The following is a 24,910-nucleotide window of genomic DNA, read 5'->3' as shown; positions in this document are numbered from 1 at the left end:
GAGCCGCAACCGGGCTGTCAATCCCGCTGCGGCTTATCGCTCTCCGGATCGGGCGGACCGTCATCGGCCGCGCTGCGGCGCGCCGGGTTTTCCGGTGGGATGGTGAAGCGTCGGGCCGCGGCGTCACGCCGGCGCTGCTGTTCGGCGGCAAGTTGGACAAGGGTGCGCGACCCCACCACCCGGGCCCAGTGGAAGGTGAGCACAATCACCGTGATCCACGCGATGATGAGTCCGAGACCGGGACCCGGATGGCCGGCGGCCGCGGTCTGTCGCGACCACACCGCCAGCAACCCGCCGGCGCTGGCGACCGCCGTGCCGACAAGTGCCACCCAGGCCAGCGTCCAACGCCGGGTCAGCAGGGCCAGCATCGAGAAACCGACGCCGAACACCAGCGCCAGCCAGCTGAACATCCGTGACGGCAACGTCACCGCGGCCGTGCGCGCGCCGTGGGTGCCAAACAGCACGTCCCAACCGTTGACGTCGCCGGTGTGCGGCAGAATAAACGACCCCAGCAACACGAACACCAGGACGGCGACGACGACAGCTCTGGCGCCGGGCTCGATCTCCCGGGCGATACGGCGTTCCGCCTCTTCGATATCGGTCTTGAAGGCGTCGAAGCCATCAGGCTGCCGCCCGGCGTTCATCGGGTGCACCCGCTTGCACCGACCGGATCGGCCGGCGGTCCGACACCGGGCATGCCGAGGCCGACAACACCGCGCCGCCCGGTGGCGTGCACCTCACCGGCACGGGTCCGGCGGTGAGAGCCAATGCCCGCATCCGCGATGAGATGGTGCGGCGCGGCGTCGGTGATCACCGTGGTGACGACGTCGCCGGGCCGCACCTGCTGTCCGCCGGGGGTGAAATGCACCAGCCGGCCATCCCGTGCCCGCCCGCTCATCCGCGCGGTGTGGGCATCCTTGCGCCCCTCGCCGATGGCGACCAAGACCTCCACCGTTCGGCCGATCTGGGCGCGATTCTCCTCCAGTGAGATCTGCTCCTGCAGCGCTACCAACCTGCTATAGCGTTCCTGTACAACAGCTTTCGGGATCTGATCGGCAACTTCAGCTGCGGGCGTGCCGGGCCGTTTGGAGTATTGGAAAGTGAACGCGCCCGCGAACCGCGCTTGCCGCACGACGTCCAGGGTCGCGGCGAAGTCCTCTTCGGTCTCACCGGGGAAACCGACGATCACGTCGGTGGTGATCGCGGCGTGCGGTATGGCCGCGCGTACCCGCTCGATGATACCCAGGAAACGCTCGGCGCGATAAGAGCGCCGCATCGCCCGCAAGACCCGGTCGGAGCCGGACTGCAGCGGCATATGCAAGGCCGGACAGACGTTCGGGGTTTCCGCCATCGCCTCGATGACGTCCTCGGTGAACTCGGCCGGATGCGGGGAGGTGAACCGGACCCGCTCGAGCCCGTCAATGTGCCCGCACGCGCGCAGCAACTCGGCGAAGGCGTGGCGATTGCGTGGCAGCCGCGGATCGGCGAAGGCGACCCCGTAGGCGTTGACGTTCTGTCCCAGCAGGGTGATTTCGAGCACCCCGGTGTCTACCAGCGCCCGGATCTCGGCCAGGATGTCCGCCGGGCTGCGGTCGACCTGTTTCCCGCGCAGCGACGGGACGATGCAGAACGTGCACCGATTGTTGCAGCCTACCGAGATGGAAACCCAGGCAGAATACGCGGATTCGCGAACCGACGGCAGCGTGGAGGGAAACTGCTGCAGCGCCTCGACGATTTCCACCTGCGCGGACTTGTTGTGACGCGCCCGCTCCAGCAGCGTCGGCAGCGCACCGATGTTGTGGGTTCCGAAGACCACGTCGACCCACGGCGCTTTGCGCAGCACCACGTCCCGGTCCTTTTGAGCCAGGCAGCCGCCGACCGCGATCTGCATGTCCGGGTTGCGGTGTTTGCGCGGCGCCAGGTGGCTCAGGTTGCCGTAGAGCTTGTTGTCGGCGTTCTCCCGCACGGCACAGGTGTTGAAGACCACCACGTCGGCGGTGGAACCCTCGGGCGCGCGCTGGTAGCCCGCCGCCTCCAGTAGGCCCGCCAACCGCTCGGAATCATGGACATTCATCTGGCAACCGTAGGTGCGGACCTGATAGGTGCGCCCACGCCCGGGCGCGCCCCCGTCTGCGGTTCCCGCGCTCCTTAGACCCTGCGCCGCCGTTGACGTCACGGGGCCATGGTACGGCGACGTGAGGGCTCCCGGTTGGCCGCCCGCCCGACCGTGGTGCGCCCGAACGCGACGACGGCACACCACGTCGCCGAGGATCGGCACCCGCTGTCCCCGTGCCACCGGTTGGGCCCGGCCGCTGCCCCGCCTACACCCGGCGACGGTCCCGTTCGGCGGCCAACTCGGCGCACACTACCTCGGATGCCATCACCCGGTCATAGCCGCGGCGCGCCAACATCGCCACCAACCGACGACACACCCTCGCATCATCGTCAGTGAGGTCCTCCCGTCGTAACCTGGCCCGCACCAGTCGCTCGGCCCGCTCCCGCTCGACATCCGTGTCGATACCGTCCATCACCGCGCTGATGACATCGTCGTCGACGCCCTTGGCGTGCAGCTCGGCGGCCAGCACGCGCCTGCTTTTCCCCGCGCTGGCCCGCCTGACGTGCACCCATTGGTCGGCGAACTCCGTGTCATCGATCAGCCCGGCGGCGGTCAGCCGGTTCAGCACCCGGTCGCTGACGTCGTGGGGGTATCCGCGTTTCGCGAGCTGCGCGGATAATTCGGCCCGGGTTCGTGCCCGCACGGTGAGCAGGCGCAGGCACAACGCCCGGGCCTGCTCCTCGCGAGACGGTTCAGAAATCGACGGGTGCGGGCAAGACGTCGTCATCGGTCACCACCGCACCAATGCCGAGCTTTTCTTTGATCTTCTTCTCGATCTCGTTGGCTATGTCGGCGTTTTCCCGCAGGAAGTTGCGGGCATTCTCCTTGCCCTGACCGAGTTGCTCACCCTCGTAGGTAAACCAGGAACCGGACTTGCGGATGAAGCCCTGATCCACACCCATGTCGATCAGCGAGCCCTCCCTGCTGATGCCCTTGCCGTAGAGGATATCGAACTCGGCCTGCTTGAACGGTGGCGCACAGTTATGCACGACAACCCCCTCCGCGACCAGGTTGTGTAGCTCCTCGACCTCGAGGTCGAATGTTCGCATCCGCCGCGCGGGCAGTACTTCTCGGATCACCGAGTACCGCAGTTCTTCGATCAGCACAGCACGCAGAAACGTGTCATCCAGGGCATCCGCAAGCGCCTGCACACGGTCCCTGCGCAGCCGGCTGACACCTCCTAAGACCCGCTTCATTCCGCCACGGGTGCTCCCGGCTCCCGCGCCGACCAGCGTTGCCGCCTCTCGCACGCTCACGCCGCGCTCTTGCAGGTAATTCAGCACGGCGCCGGTCACCTCCGCGGAAAGATATGTCACCTGCGATCCACACCGCGGCCGCGGCAGAGCCTGTGAAATTACCCGGACAAGGGCGATACCGCGCGGTCCCCACATGGGAACCGATTGCGCGAATGCCCTGACGTTTTCCATGCCTGCGATCCGGACCTCCAACACCCGGCGGCCCCGAATTCGTCGGCCGAGGGCGGTATTCGGCGATTTCTGGGCCGGACCGTAATCTCGGACGCTACTCACGATTCCGAATCGCAACAGCAGCCAATGAATCTGGTGGGCAAGCTGTTCAGAGGTCGTGGTGTATCCGGCCAGAAGCGCTCCGGCATGTCCCCGGCCTACCTGACCACCGCCTTCGAACAGGCCGAACAGTAAATTACCGACAATGTCGGCAGCAATGTCGGGCCCGAAGAACCAATGCGGAATCGTCCTTTCCGATGCGGGCTTTCCGGAAACACCGGCCTGCTGGCACAGATCCAGGACACCATTGCGCTCGCCGGGCCGAGGAGTGATCGCAACGGAGTTCTGCCCCTGCGGATCGGCCGCACAACCGAGCGTCGCTGCGATTCGGGCCACGTCATCGATGAGTGCCTGATCAACGTTGATGAAATGAATCGGGGGACTACCGCTTGCGTAAGAGTCCGCGATCAGGTAGCCGAGCAGCCGTGCCTGATCGGGCGAAATAGGAGCATTGTCACCGAATCCGCCGAAGCACCGCGGTTGCGCCACCCGGTCTCCCCGGCGGAGTTTCCCGGCCTGGCGCCAGCCGTACTCTGTCAGCACTTTGTGATCGGGCGTTGCCCAAACGGTCGCGCCGCCGGCGATCCGCAACCCGATCACATCCTGCGTTCCCTGGTCGAACCAGGACACCACGGGCCGCGGATGCAGCGTGCCGTCTTTGGCCGCGGCCATCACATGGATCCGCTTCCGTCCGTCGACGACATCCTCAATACGATGCGTCGCGCCGGTGAGCGGATCGAAGATCCGGGTACCCGCTGCAAGGCACTTGTTCTTGACGACTTTGGCCCGGGTGCGGTTACCGACCGCTTCGGTACCGTCCTTGAGCGTCTCGATTCTCCTGACATCCAGCCTCACCGAGGCGTAGAACTTCAAAGCCTTTCCACCAGTTGTGGTTTCGGGGCTTCCGAACAACACTCCTACCTTCTCACGCAACTGGTTGATGAAGATCGCGGTTGTTCCTGAATTATTCAGCGCACCAGCCATTTTCCGCATTGCCTGGCTCATCAGCCGGGCCTGTAGGCCGACGTGGCTGTCGCCCATCTCGCCCTCGATCTCCGCTCGCGGCACCAGCGCGGCCACCGAGTCGACCACCAGAATGTCCAGCGCGCCGGAGCGCACCAGCATGTCGGCGATCTCCAATGCCTGCTCCCCGGTGTCGGGTTGACTGACCAGCAACGAGTCGGTGTCCACGCCGAGCTTCTTGGCGTACTCCGGGTCTAGGGCGTGCTCGGCGTCGATGAATGCCGCGATGCCTCCGGCGGCCTGGGCATTGGCCACCGCATGCAGGGCGACGGTGGTCTTCCCCGAGGACTCCGGCCCGTAGATCTCCACGATCCGCCCACGAGGCAGGCCACCGATGCCCAGGGCGGCGTCCAGCGCGATGGACCCGGTTGGTATCACCGAGATCGGTTGACGCACCTCGTCGCCGAGGCGCATCACCGACCCTTTGCCGTAGCTCTTCTCGATCTGGGCCACCGCCAACTCGAGAGCCTTCTCACGATCAGGGGCTTGCGTCATAGTGGTGTCTCCTGTGGTTGCTGTTCGGTCGACCGGTGTCGATCGGTTGGCCGTGACCCTAGTGGAAGCGTCTGACAAGTGGCCTGACCAGCATCTTCACCGTCGAACACCCCACCACATTAGCGAACGTGTGTTCGATGGCAAGGAGGCGCGCCGTGTGGCGGTCGAGATCTGAAACGCACGGCCAGGGCCGCCGGCCCCGCAAACAGCCGGACCCAACGCGGTGAGCCACCCTGGCTAGGCTTTTGCGCGGCCGCCCCATTGAGAGCCGCCGGCAGATGACCGGCAAATTCGATCCGGTGATCGCATCACCGCAAACTTGCCCGGAAAATCGCTGCTACGTCTAAGATTAGCCGCGAAGATCACCACGGGATCATTCCAGATAGGGGAGGTCCGGTATTGAACGGTAGTCTCCTGGGTGTCGATTATTTGTTTATCGGAATGATCCTGATTGTGAATGCCGCATGGTTGCGGGGTAAAACAGATTCTTATGATGCGGGGATTTTCAATGTGTTCGTCGGCCTCCTGGCAACGGGCACAGCGCTATACTTCGGACTAGTCGAGCACAACTACCCGATTGCTGCTGGTGGGGCGCTGTTCGGCGTGACCTACTTATGGACCGGGTGGAACGCCATGAGGGGAGCGACGGACCAAAGGGCACTCGGCATCTATTGCGAGCTGGTCGCGTTCGTTACGATCCCGTACGCCATAAAAGCACTGCTGGGCGGCGATCTAGGATGGACATTCGAGTGGATTAGCTATGGCGTCTTGTGGTACATGTTTTACCAACTTCACACCGGCAAGCCTCCGTGGATACTGAAGCCCACGATAGCGATGACCTATTTCGTGGGAATAGAGGTCGCGATCACCGGCTGGCTCTATCTCTACGGGTACTGGCCTTTTGGAAATTGGTGGCCGGTGGTGCACAAGTAATTTCTCTAGTTTCTCCCATATCCGCCGGACCGACACCACCACGACGCAGTCGACGGTTGATGAAGTCCGGCCAGGAATGCGGTACCGGAGGTCCTGGTTTAACTTAACACGCTAAATACGCCGACCGAGGTGAGCACACGACGTCCGATCCGGTACCCCGGATCGGATATGAACGGAGACAACGGATGATCGCCAACGACGATCCGAAGCCGGTGGCCGGTAGTCGGCTGTCCGATGCCGAGCGGGCGGGTCTGGTCCTGCTACGGGAGGAAGAGCGGGTGGCTCGTGATCTGTACCGGCGGTTCCACCAGGCGTGGGGTATGCCGATTTTCGGCAACATCGCCGCCAGTGAACAGCGCCACTACGATGCGATCGGGCGACTGCTCAAGCGGTACAGCGTCCCCGATCCGTCGGTAGGCCGGCCTCCCGGTGTCTACGCCGATACCGAACTGCAGAACGCCTACGACATGTGGCTGGCCCGCGGGTTGTCGTCGGCCGAAGAGGCATTTGCTGTCGGAATCGAACTCGAAACCGGCGATATCGCCGATCTGTCTGTGGCCATGCACGGCAGCGATCAGGCGGCCATCCAGAGGGTGTGTGAAAACCTGCGGGCCGCTTCCCAGAATCACCTGCGGGCCTTTAAAGCCGCAAGAGCGGCTACCCACCGTCACCACTGATCGCGGGGGATGTCGAAGTCGACGCACAATGCCCGCCATACCTCACGCGGGTCAACGCCGTCTTCGATCGCCTCGGCGGCGGTGCGGCCACCGAAGCCGGTCAGCACGTGATCGACCAGCACCGATGCCCCGTAGGCCACACCGAACCGCGAGGTGATCCGTTCGTGAAATTCCGTCAGGCGCACGTCGTTCAACCTACCGGGCCGACGCCAACGCTTCGTGGCACACCGATACCGGATCGGTGACGCCGGTGATGCTGGCGGCGGCCCGCCGGGCGGCCTGGCGGTAGCGGGGCGACGACAGCACCTCGCCGACCGCTGCGGCCAGTGCGCCAGCGGTCAACGGTCGGATCAGCTGGCCGCTGCCTTGGCGTACCACACGATTGGCGATCTCCCATTGATCCCCACCGCCGGGAACCACGACCATGGGAACCCCGGCCAGCAGCGACTTGGCCACCATCCCGTGTCCGCCCCCGCAAATCACCAGGTCGGCATGGCCCAGCAGCGTATCCTGGCGTCCCAGCCCGGCCGTCGCCCAATACGGCAGGTTCAGTTCCCCTCCGCTCAACCGCGACACCACCAGCCGCGATCCCGGTGGCAGGGTTTTCCCCGGGATCAGGCACTGCAGCGACACTTCGGCCAGACCAGGGGTCCCGGTCGCCGCCGTGGAGGGGGCAACCACCACGACCGGTCCGGAGCCCGGCGGGATCGGCAGCAGCCGGTCGGTCGGTTCATAGTGCAGCGGACCCACCACCACCGCCTCGGGCGGCCAGTCCGGGCGCGGAACCTCCAGCGCCGGCAGCGTGGCGATCAGCCGGCGCAGCGGGCCGGGGTCGTGCGCCGGCAGGCCGATTTCGGCCCGCACCGCTTCTCGCTGCCGCAAACCCTGACGCCAGGATCGTGCGGACAGGGCCCGCATCACGGCGTCTCGCAACCGGCCAGGAACGCCTTTACCGGGCGCTAAACCGCTGCCCAGCGGGGGCAGCCCCGTCGAGGGTAGGTACAGCGGATGCGGGTTTAGCTCGACCCACGGGATTCCTAGCAACTCAGCGGCCATGCCTCCACTGGCGGTGATTACGTCGGACACCACCAAATCGGGAGCCAGGTCGGCTAACCGGGGCACGTTAAGCACCGCCATCCGCGCCGCGCGCCGATGGATCCGGAATCCGGCGTCACGGTCCTCCGCTGTGGGTTCAAGCCCGTCCAGCTCTATGACCCGGACACCGGCGGCACGAGCAGCGTCGAACCAGTTGGCGCCGGTGAGCAGGGTCGGGGTATCACCTGCCGCCACGAAGCGCTGACACAAGGCGATAGCGGGAAACGCGTGCCCAGGATCCGGTCCGGCAACCACAGCAACACGCACGCCCTACCCTCCCACAGCCCGCGGCCGCGATCCATCGGCTCCGCGCCGGCTCCAATGCCGGGGTTCGCCCATATTCGGGGATCCGCAATGAACTAATCGCCCTGTGACGCAACAGCTTCCGCGTCTATCACCGCTCGGGGAAATTCGTGATGAGGCCATCGATCAGTCCCAGCAGACCATGATGCGGTCTGAACCGTTGGAGATCCGCGTAATTCGCAGATCATGTCATGATGGCCGTCGCCGCAGCGGTTCGGTTCACCACCGCAACAAAATCGGGATACCGGCAACAGGCAAGACATTTCCTCGTGCAGGCCTCGCTTCAGGGCCTCGTTCAGGGCCTCGCTTCAGGGCCGCAACAGCGGGGCGCGCCGGCGCACCCGCAATCTCTCGATTCGCCCGCGCGGTCAAATCTGGCCATCCGCCGACCGCTGACCGAGCGGTGTCTCGGCCGGGGCGTCGGCGCTGGCCTCGGTGCTGGCCGGAGTGGCCGGGATGGCCGCGGGCCCGCCCTCCTGCCTTCCGGCCGGCAAGGCCTCACCGCGCATCGACGCGCGGATCTGCTCCAGTCGGGCGTGCCCGGCCATCTGCACGGTGGCCTGCTCGACCTCGAGCATCCGACCCTGCACCGAATTCTGCGCGAGCTCGACCGCGCCCATCGCGTTGGCGTAACGACGCTCGATCTTCTCGCGCACTTCCTCGAGTGTCGGCGTGGTGCCCGGCGCGGCGAGTTCGCTCATCGAGCGCAGCGACGCGCTCACCTGTTCCTGCATCTTTGCCTGCTCAAGCTGGCTAAGCAGCTTGGTGCGCTCGGCGATCTTTTGCTGCAGCATCATCGCGTTCTGCTCGACGGCCTTTTTGGCCTGAGCGGCCGCGCTCAGCGCTTGATCGTGCAACGTCTTGAGATCCTCGACGCTCTGCTCGGCGGTCACCAGCTGGGCCGCGAAGGCCTCGGCGGCGTTGTGGTATTCGGTGGCCTTGGCGGTATCCCCGGCGGCGGTGGCCTGATCGGCTAAGGTCAGCGCCTGGCGCACGTTGACCTGGAGCTTTTCCACCTCCGCCAGCTGCCGGTTGAGCCGCATCTCTAACTGGCGCTGGTTGCCGATGACTTGCGCGGCCTGCTGGGTCAGCGCCTGGTGCTGACGCTGCGCTTCTTCTATGGCCTGCTGGATTTGCACCTTGGGGTCTGCGTGCTCGTCGATCTTCGCGCTGAACAGCGCCATAAGGTACTTCCACGCTTTGACAAACGGATTGGCCATGAGTCAGCTCCGCCCTCGTTTCCCACTCTCCCCGGACCACACACCCGCTGGACTGCTGGTCCCGCCCCGTCGCCTAATCTATCGGTTCCGCGCGGGTACGCACGCCCGTGTGGGGTGGTTGCCGTCGCGCGCCACCCGCGCGATGTCATCGACGTACCTGCCCGGCTCAAGCCACTGCCAACGAGGACACCGGCGGAATGACGACCTTGGTGCTCTCGTCGATGTTGGCGGTGCCGGCTTCGGCGAGCGCCGCTCGCTCCTGCCGTGCCATCTGTTCACCCACATCGATGAGCACCGCGGACAAGGGCAGCTCCAGCGCATCGCAGATCGCGTTCAGCAACTCGCTCGAGGCCTCTTTGCGGCCGCGTTCGACCTCGGAAAGATACCCCAGGCTGACCCGCGCTGAATCCGACACTTCACGCAGCGTCCGGCCCTGCGAAATCCGGGTGCGGCGCAGCACGCCGCCGATGAGTTCGCGCAATAGGGACGCCATTGTGCTCCTCTTCGTCCTGTCAAGCCTGATCGGCAGCGGTTATTTAAAGAAACGCCGACGACGGTGGTGTGGGTTCCCCGCCGTCTGACTGCCTCCAGCTCACACCCCCGCCGCGCCGGCCGCAACACTAGACCGCACCCAAATCCGGGCATTCCCGCCGTCGTCGCAGATCAGCGAATCGTCCCGCGGACCTCCCTGGCGGCCGAGGCCACGTAGTCGATCCCGGTGATCACCGTCAGCGTCACCGCCGCGGCCATCACCGCCCCCGCCGCCGCCAGCCAGGAACCCGACAGCGGCAGCACGAACAACCCGATCGCCACCGCCTGAACAAAGGTTTTGAGTTTACCGCCCCAGCTGGCTGGGATGACACCGCGGCGCAGCACAGCGAAACGCAAGACGGTAACACCGACCTCGCGGGCCAAGATCAGCATCGTCACCCACCACGGGAGATCACCGAGCATCGACAAGCCGATCAGCGCCGCGCCGATAAGGGCCTTATCGGCGATCGGATCGGCCAGCGTACCCAGCTCGGTCACCATGCCGTAGTTGCGGGCCAATGCACCATCGAACCGATCAGTGATGACAGCAATCGCAAAGATCACGAAAGCTGCTGTGCGACTGGCTGTTTCGTGTCCACCTCCGGCGAACAGCGCACCTAGGAAGATCGGGACAAGCACCAGGCGCATGCCGGTGAGCACATTGGCGAAGTTGGTGATGCGGGTGCGCTTTTCCAGTGGACCGGTTTGCGGCTGCCCCGACACCGCCTCAGAATAACGGGTGCTCAGATGGCGCGGAACCGCATACCGATACTGTGCATCCGTGAATCTCCAGGGCGACCGGCCACTGGTTCGGCGTGCGCGAACCTCCGACGTCCCGGCGATCAAGCGGCTCGTGGACATCTATGCGGGGAAGATACTTCTGGAAAAAAACCTGGTGACGCTCTACGAAGCCGTCCAGGAATTCTGGGTGGCCGAGCACCGGGGGAACGTGGTTGGTTGCGGCGCACTGCACGTGTTGTGGTCGGATCTCGGCGAACTGCGCACGGTCGCGGTCGACCCCACCATGACCGGGCGCGGTATCGGTCATGCGATCGTCGACCGGCTCATCGAGGTCGCGCGTGACCTGCAGCTGCGGCGGCTGTTCGTGCTGACCTTCGAAACCGAGTTCTTCGGCAAACACGGATTCACCGAGATCGAGGGAACGCCGGTGACCGCCGAAGTGTATGAGGAGATGTGCCGCTCTTATGATCTCGGCGTCGCCGAGTTCCTGGATTTGAGCTACGTCAAACCGAACACGTTGGGCAACTCGCGGATGCTGCTGATCCTCTGATCCGGTGGTGCGACGGTGTAGCCGCGGTTCGCGGGTACCTCGGCTGACCGGGGAGCCGATCGGAGAGCCGGGGAGCCGAATCAGCGAGCTGATCAGAGCGGAAACTTGGTCCCGGTGAGCTGTTCAGACAGCTCCCAGAGTGCCGCGGCGGTGTCGGCCCGCCTGGCCGACCAGCTGCGCCAGGTGGGCCCGGTGCGCCCGTACAGCCCGAATCTCGGACCGACGAACGTGTTGCCCGGCAGGTCCTGCGATATGGCGTAGAGCGTTTGCCGGGCACCGAAGTCGGCATCGGTGGCCACCAGACGGGTGACGGCCCGTATCAACGCGTCGCCGAACTTGCGGCCGGAGCGGCCTTGCAGGTTGGTGTGCGAATAGCCCGGATGAGCGGCCAGTGCGCGCAGCGGCGAGCCGACGGCGTCCAGGCGCCGCTGCAGTTCACCGGTGAACAGCAGATTGGCCAGCTTGGATTGGCCGTAGGCCAGCCAGGCCGAATACGGCCGCGATTGCCAGTTCAGATCGTTGAGGCTGATGTAGCCAATGGTGTGCAGCAGCGAGGACACCGTGACCACCCGGTCGGTGATGCTGGGCAGCAGCAGGTTGGTCAACGCGAAATGACCCAGGTGATTGGTGGCGATCTGGCCCTCGAAGCCGTCGACGGTGAGCGCGTATTTGGTGGCCATGATGCCGGCGTTGTTCACCAGGACGTCGACTTTGCCCACCCCGCCACCTACCCCGTCTGCGAAGCGCCGCACCGAGGACAGGTCCTGCAGGTCGAGCCGACGCACCTCGACCGGGCCGGTTTTGGGTCCCCGCATGCGATCGGCGGCGGCCTCGCCTTTTTCGGTGTCACGGACCGCCAGGATGACGCGGGCGCCGACCCGGGCCAACTCCCGGGCGGTCACCTCGCCCAGCCCGCTGCTCGCGCCGGTGACGATGACGGTGCGTCCGGTGAACGAGGGCAGGTCCGCCGCGGTCCACCCAGGCATGGCACCCACCCTAATCCGGCCCGGCGGGAAGTTCCGGCGGGCCGGGTGATCGCGCCGCGCATGCCCGACGACGGCTCGTCCGCCCGGGTATCGTTGCCGGTTAGCGCCCACGGCAGGTCGCCCGAGCCGCGCCGGAGCGCCCAGCCCGTCCCGAGGAGTCTTCAGGTGGGACGCGACACTTCGCGAGCCCGTCACCGGACGCGTCGCCAGTTGATACCCGGCGCCTATCCGGGAGCCGGGCGCAGGTGATGCCCGGATGTATCTAGGCGTCATCGTCAATCCGCTCGCCCGCAACAACCGGGTCGCGGCCGGGGATCGCGCCGCCAAGCTGCGGAGCATCGTCGGCCCGTGGGGCGAGGTACACCAAACCGCGTCGGTCGCGGAGCTCCGCGGCATCCTGGAACAGCTCTATCCGCGGGCGAGCCACCTCGTCGCCGACGGAGGTGACGGCGCGTTGCACTGGTTGATCAATGAACTCCGTCGGTGCGTGACCGATCCGCGACGCTGGCCGGCATTTGTGCCCACCAACGGCGGCAGCGTCAACGCGGTGGCGCGCAAGGCGCGGGTCCGGGGGCGGGCCGATACCATTCTGCGTGCCCTGACGGCCGCCGCCGAAGCGGACCGGCCACCGCCCGAGGTGTGTCTGGACACGTTGCAACTCGACGGTGTCACCGAAGACGGCGCGCCGTTTCACCGCCTCTGCTTCGGCCTGGCCGCCGGAGGCGTCGGCAACCGGTTCTATGACAAGTACTATGAGCTCCCCGATCACGACCGCGCGGCCGTCGCCCGCGTGATCGCGCGCACCGTCGCCGACTACCTCACCTCCAAGGTGGTTCCCGGGCGCTCGGGCAGGCCCAACTACGCGACCCACCTGTTCACACCCACACGCGCGCGCGTCTTCATCGACGGCCGGGAGGTTCCCACGCGCATCCATCGCTTGCTGCACGCCGGCGCGATCGACCTCCGTATCGGCGGTCCGTTTCGGCTCTTCCCAAAGGCGTCCGAACCCGGCGCGCTGCATTTCCAGGCCGGGGAGCTGCGGCCCTCGCGGATCGTCGCACAGCTTCCCGCGGCGCTCACCAACGGCACCGTCCGCGGTGCCCGGGTCTGGGACACCACCGGCCGCGAGATGATCATCGAAGCCGAGGACCAGGCGCTCTCGCCGATCATCGACGGCGAGCGTTTCACCGGTATCGTCAGGCTGGTGGTTCGCGCCGGCCCGCGGATCCGCATCGCTCAGGTCGGGTCGTCGACGGCCGCCCCGGCCCGGGCCCGCGCCGGGCCGTCGCAGCAGGTGTAAGCCGCGGGTGCCCGGCCGGTAGGCTCACCGCCGCCCCGCGCGGATCACGCGGATGATCTGAGCCGAGAGTGTGGGATCGCTCAGCAGCTGGTCGACGAGCGCGGCGAGGACCTCCTGGCCGGTGACCCGGGCGAGGCCGAGACGGTCGGCGGCTTCTCGCTGCCACATGTCAAGGGCCCGGTGCTGCGCGGGGGTGAGGTCGACCGTTCGCCGGGTTCGTGGGCTGCGGGTTCGACCGATGACGACCGGTTCGGTCGGCGCCGCTGCGACCGAGGGCGTCAGCCGGGCAGCAGACCCGGGGTAGCCGCGAGACCGTTCGCCGGCTGCTGTGACGCGATCGGCGTTGCTCATCGCGGAACCTCCTGCCGTGCGTATCGCAGGTCAGTACGTCAGTACGTCAGTACATCAGTGTAGCAGTAGGGTAGATTACCTCAGCAATCTTGGCAGCAATCTTGGCAGCAATCTTGGCAATGTCGGCGCCGTCTGCGACCGCTTCACGTGGTGGGTCCCGATTAAGACGGTGATCGGAACACCCGCCTTGGCGTCGGACCCGTTGCGGGAGCAATGGCAATAGCAGTTTACCTTAAAACTTGCATCTTAAAACTCTCATATAGGATTGCTGTAAAATCTAACATAGAAGAATTAAAAGCCAATTATATCCTCAACCTTTGTTTGCAGAAAGTGTCGTATTTCCTGCCAATAATACCCAATAGGTAGCGAAATAACCGTGTGCAATCAGGAAATACACTCCTACGGATATACGGGCATCAGTATCACAGTGGCTACGGAAATCAGTAGCAAAACGCGCCTGAAGTCCAGTACTGAGGTACTGATCGTCGTATTTACGGAGATATGGAAACCAACACGTGCACGCCTTCGAACGATCGACCTGTAAGCGCAGAACAGGACCTCATCGTTCGTAGCTAAGTCGGTTAAATGAGACTATCATGCGGAGCATAGAAATGGCGTATATAACTTTGCTTGATATCGGCACACAGCCTACTATCGGCTTTACCGCGAAAGATGTTGTTTGGTTGATTTCGGCTCATACCGGCTCGACGGTGGGAGGGACTGCGATGGCGACGCTGATCGATTACCTGCGGATGGGGGAAGCGCGACGACCCGACCAGACCCTGTACCGGTTCGTCGATGTCGACGGTCGGGAACTCGAGCACTACACCTACCGGAGCTTCAGTGAACGCACGCGTGAGCTGGCCGCCTGCTTGTCCGCCGAAGCCGGCCTGCGGCCGGGCGACCGCGCGCTGCTGGTCTACCCGCCGGGCCTGGAGATGGTGGCGGCGTTCGTCGCGTGCGCGCGCCTCGGGGTGATCGCCGTCCCCGTCAGCCCGCCGGTGCCCATGGCGTTCGATGCGGGGCTGGCCAAACTCGGCTTCATCGCGCGCGACTGTCAGGCCAAAACGGTGCTGTCCACGAAACAGTTCGAGTACGACTACCGGCTGCTCCTCGGTCACCGACGGGGTGCGCCGCCGTGGGCGGACTCCGAGCCGCCCCCGGAGCTGCCCTGGTTCGCCACCGACGGCACGCAGGACTTCGGCGGCGTCCCCGTCGCGGACACCCCAGGCCCGGTGCTGTTTTTGCAGTACACCTCCGGCTCCACCGGCGATCCCAGGGGCGTGATCGTCAGCCACGCCAACGTCATCGCCAACGGCTCCGCCTTCACCGGCAAGGAAGTCTGCGTCAGCTGGCTCCCCCAGCACCACGACATGGGCTTGATCTCGGCATACCTGTTCGTGTTGGTAAAAGGCGGCACTACCCACGCGATGTCGCCGGTCGATTTCCTGCAGCGGCCATCGGCCTGGCTGCGGCTCATCAGCGACGTGCGCGCCACCCACACGCCCGCGCCGAACTTTGCCCTGGAGTACTGCCTGCGCGAGGACAAGCTCCCCGAGTCCGAGCTGGACGGAGTCGACCTGAGCAGTCTGGACAGCATCATCGTCGGGGCAGAGCCGCTACGGGATACGACGTTCGCCCGCTTCCGGAAGCGCTTCGCTCCCTACGGTCTGCGGCCCGACGCGCTGACCGGCGCCTTCGGTTTGGCCGAAAACACCCTGATCGTGTCCATCGGCGGGCGCCAAACCCTGGCTTTGAACAAGCGAGCGTTGGAGCGCACCGTTGTGCAGGTCGAAAAAGCCGTGCCGCACAACGGGAATCAGGCCGCGGTTGTGAGCTGCGGCAAACCCGCCGCCGGAAACGTGGTGCGCATCGTCGACCCCTCGTCGGGGCACGATCTGGGCGAGGGCCGCATCGGCGAGATTTGGGTGGACGGACCCTCCAAAGGGCGCGGCTACTGGCGCCGGCCCGGGCTTAGCGCGCGGACCTTCCACGCCCGCATCGTCGGCGACGACGAGCACGGCTACCTGCGCACCGGGGATCTCGGCTTCCTGCACGAGGGCGAGTTGTTCGTCTGCGGGCGCAGCAAGGATCTGATCATCGTCCGCGGCGTCAACTGCTACCCCTCGGACATCGAGGCCGTCGTGGAACGCTCGGCCGAGCAGGTGCGTGACGGCTGCGTCGCCGCCTTCTCGGTCGAGCGCGACGAGCAGGAAGCGCTGGTGGTGGTCGCCGAGGTGCGCAACGGGCGGGCCCTCCCGAACGCCGCGGCCCTGGCGCGCGCCATCCGCAGACACTGCCATATCGACCCGCATACCATCGTGTTGGCGCCGCCGCACAGCATTCCCAAGACCACCTCGGGGAAGATCCAGCGTGCCCACACCCGCCGGCTCTGGCTGGAGGCCCAGCTGCCCGTGCTGGCGAGCTGGACTAATCCGATGACCCGGCGGACCCAGCGGGACCGGGACACCGCGGCGGATCCGCTGCAACGCTTCGGTTATCTCATCGAAAGCTACGACCTGGACGGAGACGAGAACTGCTCCTTTGCGGACCTGGGCATCGACTCACTGTCCCTGGCCGAGCTGCGCGCCGACCTGAAGGCGCTGCTGGCCGAGCATGGCGCGGCCGAGCTGGCCGAGGATGTCGATACCCGCCTGCTGCAGCGGCTGACGGTCGCCGAATTCTTCCGGCTGGTGCGCCAGTTCGGCGAGGGGTCGGGGCGACCGCTGCACGCCCTGCGCCGCGCGCTGAATCGGATTTCCGCCGACTACCAGGCATACGAAACCGGTCGGATGCGCGCCGACGCGCAACTGGCCCTGCCGGCGCTTCCGCCGGCGCCAACACACCAACGCGGCGACATCCTGCTGACCGGCGCGACCGGGTTCCTGGGGCCGTTCCTGCTCGACGGCCTGCTCGGGCGGACCTCCGACACGCTCCACACGCTGGTGCGCGCCACCGACGCGGCCCACGGGCTGGACCGGATCCTCGCCGCGCTGCGGCGGGCCCGGCTGTGGTCCCCGGCCCTGGACGCCGAGGTCCGCGCGCGGGTGCGGGTGATCTGCGGGGACCTGGCCGAGCCCTGCCTGGGGATCGGCGAAGAGGCGTTTCAGCGACTGGCCCGGCGCGTCGACGCCGTCGTCCACAACGGCGCCCTGGTCAACTACGTCCGCACCTACGATGCCCTGCGGCCCACCAACGTGGCCGGCACCCGGGAGCTTTTGCGCCTGGCCATGACCGCGCACCGCAAGACCTTCCACCTGGTCTCCAGCACCTTCATCTACGGCTGGAGCACCAAGCCGGTGGTCGGCGAGTGGGATGCCAATGAGGAGATGGCGGGCCTGGACTTCGGCTACTCGCAGACCAAATGGGTCGCCGAACAACTGGCGCGGGCCGCGGCCCGTTGCGGACTGGATGTGCGCATCTACCGGCCCTCGCTCATCTCCCCCACCAGCGCGGGCTACGGCAGCCGCGACGATATCTATGTGCGCCTCATGGCGTTCATGATCGAGCACGGCCTGGCCGTCAACGCCCACAATCAAATCAGCCTGCTGCCGGCGGACCTGATCGCCGATCACATCGTCGCGCTGATGGGCCTACCGAACGAGGACGCCGGCTGCGCGGCGGTGTTCAATATGACCGCGGATAACTACTACAACCTGATGGATATCACCCGGATTCTGGCGGAACGCCACGGCTACCGGTTCACCTACCACGACATCCCGTCCTTCGCCGAGCAGTTAGACCGCCGCTGCACCCCGCGGGATCCGCTTTATCCCCTCGTCGATTTCCTCACCCGCTCGGCCGAGCGGATCGCGGCGATGCGGGACAAGCGCTACGACAACACCCGGTACCGGAACGCGCGCGCGCTGGCCGGTGTCCGGCTGCACGAGCCGGCGCTGACCACCACCGTCGACGCCCTGGTCCGGTTCTTGCGCAGCGAGCGGCTGATCACCGAGGCTGAGACGGAGGCACAATGCATCGCCTAGCGACTGCGGGGGTTCACCATGTTCAGCGTCGATGACCGGGCAGCCGGACCGCACGACGCGCCGCTGGATCACGAGCGGATCGTCCTGCAGGCGCGCGACGTCGAGTTCGACTGGGCGACGCTGCCGTTCTACTACGTGCCCAACGAGCCCTTCGCCACCCATTTCTGCAATGTCCTGCACCTGCTGCTGCCGGCGGGCGAAAAGTGGATCGTCGAGGTATTCACGACGGCGCTGCCGCTGATCCAGGACGACCAGCTGAGGCTGGACGTGCAGGGATTCATCAGCCAGGAGGCCATGCATTCCCGGGCGCACGCCGGTGTGCTCGGGCACTTCGCGGCCCAGGGCATCGACGTGACACCGTTTACCGACCAGATTCGCTGGCTGTTCGACAAGCTGCTCGGCGAGCGGCCCCGATGGGGCCCGCGACGACGCCAGAAGTGGCTGGCAGAACAGGTGTCGATCGTGGCGGCCATCGAGCATTACACCGCCATCCTGGGTGACTGGATCCTCGACACCCCGCAGCTGGACTCCCTCGGCGCCGACCCGGTGATGCTGGACCTGCTGCGCTGGCACGGCGCCGAGGAGGTGGAACACAAGGCCGTCGCCTTCGACACCATGAAGCATCTGCGGGCCGGATACTGGCGCCGCGCGCGCACCCAGCTGCTGGTGACCCCGGCGCTGCTGTGGTTGTGGATACGCGGCGTGCGGTTCATGTACTCGGTCGACCCGCACCTGCCGCCGGGAACCACGCCACGCTGGCGGGACTACCTCGATGCGGCGCGCCGGGGTTTGGTGCCCGGGCCGGTACGGTTCCTGCGGGTCATCGCCGCCTACTACCGGCCGGGTTTCCATCCGTCTCGGCTGGGCGGGGTCGGACGCGCGGTCGACTACCTGGCCCGCTCCCCTGCCGCTCGCGCATCTCACTGAACGCCGTGCTGAGCACCGTGGGAAGGACTCGGAGAGCACCTGTGTCACAGACTATTTGGAGCAGCAGGCCCGCCGACCTCTACGGTCGCCGCAAACACGATCGCGTTCTCACCGCGTTTTGGGGTGTGGGTGTGCTCTTCGGCGGCTTGGCCTCGCTCTCCCGCTGGAGGCCCTCGCGGGTCACCCCGGTGTCACACACGATCAGCGCGGTGGTCACCAAGCGCGAACTGCTCGCACCCGACGTGGTGGCGCTGACACTGGCCGACCCGCACGGGGGATTGCTGCCGTCCTGGACGCCCGGCGCACACATCGATGTCCGGCTGCCCTCGGGCCGGCGTCGGCAGTACTCGCTGTGCGGCCCGCCCGGGCGGCGCACCGACTACCGCATCGCGGTGCGCCGCATCGCCGACGGCGGCGGCGGCTCGATCGAGATGCACGACACCGTCGGCGTGGGCGACACCCTGGTTTTCGAAGGTCCCCGCAACGCCTTTTACCTCGTCACCGACGAGGACGACGTGTTGTTCGTGATCGGCGGCATCGGGGTCACGCCGATCCTGCCCATGATTCAGCTGGCGCACCGCCACGGAATCGACTGGCGCGCGGTCTACGCCGGACGCAGCCGGGAATACATGCCGCTGCTCGACGAGGTGGTGGCGGTAGCACCGGATCGGGTGACGGTCTGGGCCGATGACGAGCGCGGCCGAATTCCCACCGCAGCCGACCTGCTCGCCGACGCCGGGCCGACCACGGCGGTGTACGTCTGCGGACCGGCCGGCATGCTCGAGTCGGTGCGCGCCCTGCGCGGCAGCCACGCCGACGCGCCGCTGCACTACGAGCGGTTCGGACCGCCGCCGGTCATCGACGGTGCCCCGTTCGAGCTGGTGCTCGCGCGTTCGCGGCGGGTGCTCGCCGTGCCGTCGAACCGCTCGGCGCTGGCCGTCATGCTCGACCACAACCCGGCGACCCGCTATTCGTGCCAACAAGGGTTCTGCGGCACCTGCAAGGTCAAGGTGCTGGCCGGGGCGGTCGATCGCCGCGGACGCATCGCGGAGGGCGAGGGCGAGATGCTCGTGTGCGTGTCGCGGGCCAACGGCGACCGCGTGGTCATCGACGCCTGAACGCCCGTCGGTCGCTACCGCGAACCGGCGCCCGCCGCGGCGTCGATACCCCTGATCGCGGCCAGCGTCGCCGCCAGCTCGTCGGGTTTGACCAGCACCTCGCGTGCTTTGGATCCCTCCGACGGTCCGACGATGCCGCGGGTTTCCATCAGATCCATCAGCCGGCCGGCCTTGGCGAACCCGACGCGAAGCTTGCGCTGCAGCATCGAGGTGGAGCCGAACTGACTGGAGACCACCAGCTCTACGGCCTGCAGGAACAGCTCCATGTCCTCGCCGATGTCCGGGTCGACGTCCCGGCGTTCGCCGGTGGGCTTGGCGGCGGTGACACCCTCGGTGTATTCGGGTTCGGCCTGCTCCTTGCAGGCGGTGACGACGGCGTGGATCTCCTCGTCGGTGATGAACGCCCCCTGCAGCCGGATCGGCTTGCTCGCGCCCATCGGCAGAAACAGCCCGTCGCCCATGCCGATCAGCTTTTCCGCGCCCGCCTGATCGAGGATCACCCGGCTGTCGGTGAGCGACGAGGTCGCGAACGCCAGCCGCGAGGGCACGTTGGTCTTGATCAGCCCGGTCACCACGTCCACCGACGGCCGCTGGGTGGCCAGCACCAGATGAATGCCCGCGGCGCGGGCCTTTTGGGTGATCCGCACGATCGCGTCCTCGACATCGCGGGGGGCGGTCATCATCAGATCGGCCAACTCGTCGACGATGGCCACCACGTAGGGGTAGGGACGGTATTCGCGCTGACTGCCCAGCGGTGCGGTGATCTCACCGGAGCGCACCTTGTCGTTGAAGTCGTCGATGTGGCGCACCCGTGACGCCTGCATGTCCTGGTAGCGCTGCTCCATCTCGTCGACCAGCCACGCCAGCGCGGCCGCCGCCTTCTTCGGCTGGGTGATGATCGGGGTGATCAGATGCGGGATGCCTTCATACGGTGTCAGTTCCACCATCTTCGGGTCGATCAGGATCATCCTGACCTCTTCGGGGGTGGCCCGGGTCAGCAGCGACACCAGCATCGAGTTGACGAAGCTGGACTTGCCCGAGCCGGTGGAACCCGCGACCAGCAAGTGCGGCATCTTGGCCAGGTTCGCCGAGATGAAGTCGCCCTCGATGTCCTTGCCCAGCCCGATCACCAACGGGTGGTGGTCGCGGCGGGTGGACGGCGCGGTGAGCACATCGGCCAGCCGCACCATCTCGCGATCGGTGTTGGGCACCTCGATGCCGACCGCGGATTTACCGGGGATCGGTGCCAGCATTCGCACGCTCTCGGTGGCCACCGCGTAGGCGATATTGCGGTGCAGCGCGGTGATTTTCTCCACCTTGACACCGGGCCCCAGCTCGACCTCGTAACGGGTGACGGTCGGCCCGCGAGTGCAGGCGGTGACGGCCGCGTCGACCTTGAATTGGGCGAGCACCTCGTTGATGGCGCCGACCATGTGGCTGTTCGCGGCGCTGCGTCTCTTGGGCGGGTCGCCCGGGATCAACAGGTCGAGCGACGGCAAGGTGTAGGGCCCATCGACGACCCGGTCCGACGCCGGTTGGTCAAGCGCGCGTGCGGCTGGGGCAGCGCGCCGGCGAGGGCGCGTGCCGGCGGGCTCTGCGACCGTGGCGGTGTCGTCCGTGCCCGGGGCCTGCTCGCCGGGCCGGTCCCATGCCCCGTCACCGGGGAAGTACGCCGGGTCGTCGTAGTAGCCGTCGGAGAAGTCCTCGGCGGCAATATCCTCGGCATCGTCGACGGCGCCGGGGCGCTGCGCGCCGGTCCCGAAGAATAGCGAGAACCGGCCACGGCGTGCCGGCAGCCCGGTGCCCAACACGGTGCGCAGTTTGCCGGGCACCTCGCGAAGCGTGGTCCGGGTCAACAGCAGCACCCCGAACAGCGCCCCGATCAACAGCAGCGGCGCGGCTATCCACGCTGTCAACCCGTCGGCGAGCGGTCCCCCGATGGCGAAACCGAGAAACCCCCCGCCGCGGCGACGTGCGTCCGGGGTGTCGGGGGATCCCGCCCACAGGTGCCACAGCCCCAGCGTGGGAAGCGCGATCATCACCGCTCCGAGGATTAGCCGCGGGCGGGCCTCGGGATCGGGTGCGGTGCGCATCAGCACCACCGCAACGACGGTGACGACCGCCGGGAGCAGCACAACTGCCGAGCCGATCAGCGTCCGCAGCAGGGTGTCGACCCAGGCCCCCGCCGGGCGGGCGGCGTGGAACCACGAGCTCGCCGCGATCAGGACGGCCAGGCCCAGCAGCGTCAGCGCGATCCCGTCGCGGCGGTGTGCGGGCTCGATGTCGCGGGCGCGGCCCATCGAGCGCGCCGCGGTGCCGGCGCCCCGTGCCAGGGTCAGCCACACCCCGCGGGCGACCTGGCCGGCCGCCAGCCCGGTGGCAACGGGCAGGGGCCGGTTGCGCCGCCCCCCGGACGGGCGCGCTCTGGTGACCCGCGACATGCCCTTTGACCGGGCTTTTCGGGCGCCGGATCGGCCTGATCGGATAGCGGTCTTGTTGGACATGCCGGCAAGCCTAATCGCAAAGACACCATCTGCATCATCTGCCACACTGATTGCAGCCGGTCGCGTTTCGGTGTCCGGGCCGCCGGGTAGGGTGCGAGTCGTCAGGTGTTTACCCCAGAGAGCCTCAGGAGGCCCCCATGCCCGTCGTTGTCGTCGCCACTCTGACCGCCAAGCCCGAGTCCGTCGACACCGTCCGCGACATCCTCACCCGCACCGTCGAAGACGTCCACAACGAGCCGGGATGCCAGCTCTACGCGCTGCACGAATCGGGGAACACCTTCGTCTTCGTCGAGCAGTGGGCCGATGCCGAGGCGCTCCAGGCTCACAGCACCGCTCCCGCCCTGACCCGCCTGCTCAAGGAGACCGGGGAGCACCTCACCGCCGCGCCGGACATCAAGACGCTGACCCCCGTCCCCGCCGGCGACCCGGACAAAGGACAGCTGCGCCGCTGACGGCCGGTGCCGGGCCCGGCGCATCGTGTTACCGGCATCGCCGTGGCCGTCGCCGCGGCGCTGTCCGGTGGCGCCGGGTAGCCGGCTGGTGTTCACCTACGTGCGCCGCGACTTCATCGACGGGACGAACCTGTACGGCGCCCCCATGCTCTACCGCCGAATGCGGCAGCGCCGACAGCTGTGGCACTTCGGATTACAGCCCGAGGAAGTGGCGGAGTTTCTCGCCGGATCCGGGTGGCGGCTGATCGAGCAGCTCGGGCCGGAGCAGATCGTGCGGCGCTACGTCGCACCGACCGGTCGCAACCTGACGGCATCAGACATCGAGTGGTCGGCGTACGCGGAAAAGGTTTAAAGTACCGGCGATCCCCACCGGGTGGGTCTTCAGATTTCCAGGACCGTCGGCACGATCATCGGCTGGCGACGGTAGGTTTCCCCCACCCACTTGCCGACCGTGCGGCGCACCGCCTGAGCGATCCGTACCGGATCGGTGATGTTCTCGGCGGCAAGCAATTCCAGCTCTTGCTCGACTTTACGCACCGCGGGCTCCAGTGCCTTGGGATCTTCGGAGAAACCCCGGGAGTGCAAATGCGGCGGAGCCGCCGGACGGCCGGTGCCGTGTCGCACCACCACGGTCACCGCAACGAAACCCGATGACAGAATGAGCCTTTCGCCCAAGGTGATTTCGCCGACGTCCCCGGTGACCAGGCCGTCGACGAACATTTTGCCGACCGGAACCGCTCCGGCGATGCCGGCTTTGCCGGCGATCAGATCGACACTGACACCGTTCTCCGCCAATAAAATTGACTCTTCCGCCACGCCAGTGCGGGCGGCCAGTTTGGCGTTGGCCCGCAGCATCCGCCAGGTGCCGTGGATGGGCATAACCTGTCGCGGCCGCACCGCGTTGTACAGGAACAGCAGCTCACCGGAATATGCATGGCCTGAAACATGCACGCGCACTTGCTGGTTGGTAATGACTTGGGCGCCGATCTTAGACAGCTCGTCGAGCACACCGTAGACAGCTTCCTCGTTGCCGGGGATCAGCGAGGAGGACAGGATGATCAGGTCATCGGAGGTAAGCGTGATACTGCGGTGCTCACCGCGCGACATTCGCGACAACGCCGACATCGGCTCACCCTGGGTGCCGGTGGTGATCAACACCACCCGCCCGGGAGGCATCATCTCGGCGGCGGCGATATCGATCAGATCGGAATCGGCGACCCGCAGAAAACCAAGCTCGCGGGCGATTCCCATGTTGCGCACCATGGACCGGCCGACGAAGGCCACCCGCCGGCCCAGTGCCACCGCGGCGTCGATGATCTGCTGCACCCGGTCCACATGGGAGGCGAAGCACGCCACGATGACCCGGCCTTCGGCGCCCCTGATCAGGCGGTGCAATGCCGGGCCCACTTCGCTTTCCGACGGCCCTACACCGGGAATCTCGGCGTTGGTCGAATCGCAGAGCAAGAGATCCACACCGGCGTCACCGAGCCGGGACATGCCGGGCAGGTCGGTGATGCGTCCGTCGAGCGGCAACTGGTCGAGTTTGATGTCTCCGGTGTGCAGGATGGTTCCCGCCCCGGTGTGCACCGCAATCGCCAGCGCGTCCGGGATGGAATGATTGATCGCGAAGTACTGGCACTCGAACACGCCATGCGTGCGGCGCTCGCCCTCGGCGACTTCCACAAGCACCGGCTTAAGCTGGTGCTCACGGCATTTGGCGGAGACCAGCGCCAGGGTGAACTTCGAGCCGACCACCGGGATGTCGGGCCGCAGCTTGAGCAGAAACGGGACCGCCCCGATGTGGTCCTCGTGCGCGTGGGTCAGCACCAGCGCCTCGATGTCGTCGAGCCGGTCCTCGATGTGACGCAGATCCGGCAGGATCAGGTCGACCCCGGGCTCGTCGTGGGTGGGGAACATCACCCCGCAGTCGATGATCAGCAGCCGGCCCAGATGCTCGAAAACCGTCATGTTGCGGCCGATTTCGCCGACACCGCCCAGCGCGGTGACCCGCACCCCGCCCGGGTTCAGGGGTCCGGGGGGATTGAGGTTGGCATTCACCGGCCGCTCACCCGTCGC

At 66.6% G+C, this 24,910-nt stretch carries 21 protein-coding genes and 1 pseudogene; 9 read left to right on the top strand and 13 right to left on the bottom strand.

Translation table 11 applies throughout. The features are described 5' to 3' along the window. Window positions 1-17: 17 nt before the first annotated feature. The 4 genes from QJR12_RS09155 to recA form a co-directional block, all read right to left on the bottom strand. Window positions 18-644, bottom strand: a complete 627-nt coding sequence (locus QJR12_RS09155; protein WP_300581005.1) for a hypothetical protein — start codon at window positions 642-644, stop codon at window positions 18-20. Further along, a complete protein-coding gene (gene miaB / locus QJR12_RS09150; protein WP_300581003.1) occupies window positions 641-2,176 on the bottom strand; it encodes a tRNA (N6-isopentenyl adenosine(37)-C2)-methylthiotransferase MiaB in 1,536 nt (511 codons plus the stop codon). Before miaB ends, QJR12_RS09155 begins: the two co-directional genes overlap by 4 nt. 145 nt (window positions 2,177-2,321) lie before the next feature. Then, window positions 2,322-2,843, bottom strand: coding sequence for a recombination regulator RecX (recX, locus tag QJR12_RS09145; protein WP_300581001.1), 522 nt, complete (start codon window positions 2,841-2,843; stop codon window positions 2,322-2,324). Next, on the bottom strand, window positions 2,809-5,160 hold the full coding sequence (gene recA, locus QJR12_RS09140; protein WP_300580998.1) for an intein-containing recombinase RecA: 2,352 nt from the start codon (window positions 5,158-5,160) through the stop codon (window positions 2,809-2,811). The genes recX and recA overlap by 35 nt, the downstream gene beginning before the upstream one ends. Before the next feature lie 399 nt (window positions 5,161-5,559). Here recA and QJR12_RS09135 point away from each other — a divergent pair, with 399 nt between their 5' ends. Beyond that, window positions 5,560-6,093, top strand: a complete 534-nt coding sequence (locus QJR12_RS09135; RefSeq protein WP_300580995.1) for an AmiS/UreI family transporter — start codon at window positions 5,560-5,562, stop codon at window positions 6,091-6,093. A gap of 185 nt (window positions 6,094-6,278) precedes the next feature. Next, window positions 6,279-6,770 (top strand): DUF2202 domain-containing protein, encoded by a 492-nt coding sequence (locus QJR12_RS09130; protein WP_300580992.1) that lies wholly within the window; start codon window positions 6,279-6,281, stop codon window positions 6,768-6,770. Here QJR12_RS09130 and QJR12_RS09125 read toward each other — a convergent pair. From QJR12_RS09125 to pgsA, 5 genes are all read right to left on the bottom strand, one after another. Next, the gene (locus QJR12_RS09125) at window positions 6,761-6,955 is read right to left on the bottom strand and encodes a DUF3046 domain-containing protein (RefSeq protein WP_300580990.1); all 195 of its coding nucleotides are present in this window, start codon (window positions 6,953-6,955) and stop codon (window positions 6,761-6,763) included. The genes QJR12_RS09130 and QJR12_RS09125 overlap by 10 nt on opposite strands. 10 nt (window positions 6,956-6,965) lie before the next feature. After that, complete coding sequence (locus tag QJR12_RS09120) at window positions 6,966-8,132, bottom strand: nucleotide disphospho-sugar-binding domain-containing protein (RefSeq protein WP_300580987.1); 1,167 nt, start codon at window positions 8,130-8,132, stop codon at window positions 6,966-6,968. Between the two features lie 404 nt (window positions 8,133-8,536). Continuing rightward, window positions 8,537-9,388 carry a phage shock protein PspA gene (gene pspA / locus QJR12_RS09115; protein WP_300580984.1) on the bottom strand — a complete coding sequence of 284 codons (852 nt, stop codon included), beginning with the start codon at window positions 9,386-9,388 and terminating at the stop codon, window positions 8,537-8,539. Between the two features lie 166 nt (window positions 9,389-9,554). Continuing rightward, window positions 9,555-9,881 (bottom strand): transcriptional regulator ClgR, encoded by a 327-nt coding sequence (gene clgR / locus QJR12_RS09110; protein WP_300580981.1) that lies wholly within the window; start codon window positions 9,879-9,881, stop codon window positions 9,555-9,557. A gap of 170 nt (window positions 9,882-10,051) precedes the next feature. Continuing rightward, window positions 10,052-10,642, bottom strand: a complete 591-nt coding sequence (pgsA, locus tag QJR12_RS09105) for a CDP-diacylglycerol--glycerol-3-phosphate 3-phosphatidyltransferase (protein ID WP_300580979.1) — start codon at window positions 10,640-10,642, stop codon at window positions 10,052-10,054. A 58-nt stretch (window positions 10,643-10,700) separates the two neighbouring features. Between pgsA and QJR12_RS09100 the strand changes: the two genes are divergently transcribed. Next, window positions 10,701-11,210 (top strand): amino-acid N-acetyltransferase, encoded by a 510-nt coding sequence (locus tag QJR12_RS09100; RefSeq protein WP_300580977.1) that lies wholly within the window; start codon window positions 10,701-10,703, stop codon window positions 11,208-11,210. A gap of 92 nt (window positions 11,211-11,302) precedes the next feature. Here QJR12_RS09100 and QJR12_RS09095 read toward each other — a convergent pair whose 3' ends face one another. Further along, entirely contained in the window at window positions 11,303-12,196 is an 894-nt protein-coding gene (locus tag QJR12_RS09095; RefSeq protein WP_300580974.1) for an oxidoreductase, read from the bottom strand. A 256-nt stretch (window positions 12,197-12,452) separates the two neighbouring features. On the opposite strand from QJR12_RS09095, the gene QJR12_RS09090 reads away from it, so the two are divergent. After that, the gene (locus tag QJR12_RS09090) at window positions 12,453-13,496 is read left to right on the top strand and encodes a diacylglycerol kinase family protein (protein WP_300580971.1); all 1,044 of its coding nucleotides are present in this window, start codon (window positions 12,453-12,455) and stop codon (window positions 13,494-13,496) included. 24 nt (window positions 13,497-13,520) lie between these two features. Here QJR12_RS09090 and QJR12_RS09085 read toward each other — a convergent pair whose 3' ends face one another. Then, on the bottom strand, window positions 13,521-13,847 hold the full coding sequence (locus tag QJR12_RS09085; protein ID WP_300580968.1) for a hypothetical protein: 327 nt from the start codon (window positions 13,845-13,847) through the stop codon (window positions 13,521-13,523). Window positions 13,848-14,572: 725 nt separating this feature from the next. Between QJR12_RS09085 and QJR12_RS09080 the strand changes: the two genes are divergently transcribed. The 3 genes from QJR12_RS09080 to QJR12_RS09070 are packed head-to-tail and all read left to right on the top strand — an operon-like array spanning window position 14,573 to window position 19,878. Then, the gene (locus tag QJR12_RS09080) at window positions 14,573-17,833 is read left to right on the top strand and encodes a thioester reductase domain-containing protein (RefSeq protein ID WP_300580965.1); all 3,261 of its coding nucleotides are present in this window, start codon (window positions 14,573-14,575) and stop codon (window positions 17,831-17,833) included. An 18-nt stretch (window positions 17,834-17,851) separates the two neighbouring features. Beyond that, a complete protein-coding gene (locus tag QJR12_RS09075; protein WP_300580962.1) occupies window positions 17,852-18,760 on the top strand; it encodes a metal-dependent hydrolase in 909 nt (302 codons plus the stop codon). Window positions 18,761-18,801: 41 nt separating this feature from the next. Then, the gene (locus tag QJR12_RS09070) at window positions 18,802-19,878 is read left to right on the top strand and encodes a PDR/VanB family oxidoreductase (RefSeq protein WP_300580960.1); all 1,077 of its coding nucleotides are present in this window, start codon (window positions 18,802-18,804) and stop codon (window positions 19,876-19,878) included. Window positions 19,879-19,892: 14 nt separating this feature from the next. On the opposite strand, the gene QJR12_RS09065 is transcribed toward QJR12_RS09070, so the two are convergent. Then, entirely contained in the window at window positions 19,893-22,382 is a 2,490-nt protein-coding gene (locus QJR12_RS09065; protein ID WP_300580958.1) for a DNA translocase FtsK, read from the bottom strand. Between the two features lie 137 nt (window positions 22,383-22,519). On the opposite strand from QJR12_RS09065, the gene QJR12_RS09060 reads away from it, so the two are divergent. Both QJR12_RS09060 and QJR12_RS09055 read left to right on the top strand, forming a co-directional pair. Then, on the top strand, window positions 22,520-22,834 hold the full coding sequence (locus QJR12_RS09060) for a putative quinol monooxygenase (protein ID WP_300580956.1): 315 nt from the start codon (window positions 22,520-22,522) through the stop codon (window positions 22,832-22,834). 70 nt (window positions 22,835-22,904) lie between these two features. Then, window positions 22,905-23,186, top strand: a pseudogene (locus tag QJR12_RS09055) (SAM-dependent methyltransferase); the annotation flags it as partial. A gap of 29 nt (window positions 23,187-23,215) precedes the next feature. On the opposite strand, the gene QJR12_RS09050 reads toward QJR12_RS09055, so the two are convergent. Then, window positions 23,216-24,892: a ribonuclease J gene (locus QJR12_RS09050; protein ID WP_300580953.1), complete on the bottom strand. Its 1,677-nt coding sequence runs from the start codon at window positions 24,890-24,892 to the stop codon at window positions 23,216-23,218. Window positions 24,893-24,910: the final 18 nt, after the last annotated feature.

Origin of the sequence: Mycobacterium sp., assembly GCF_029961025.1 — a bacterium.
Taxonomy (GTDB): Bacteria; Actinomycetota; Actinomycetes; order Mycobacteriales; family Mycobacteriaceae; genus Mycobacterium.
The sequence above is the reverse complement of the archived record's forward strand: the minus strand, read 5'-3'. Positions and strand labels throughout refer to the sequence as shown.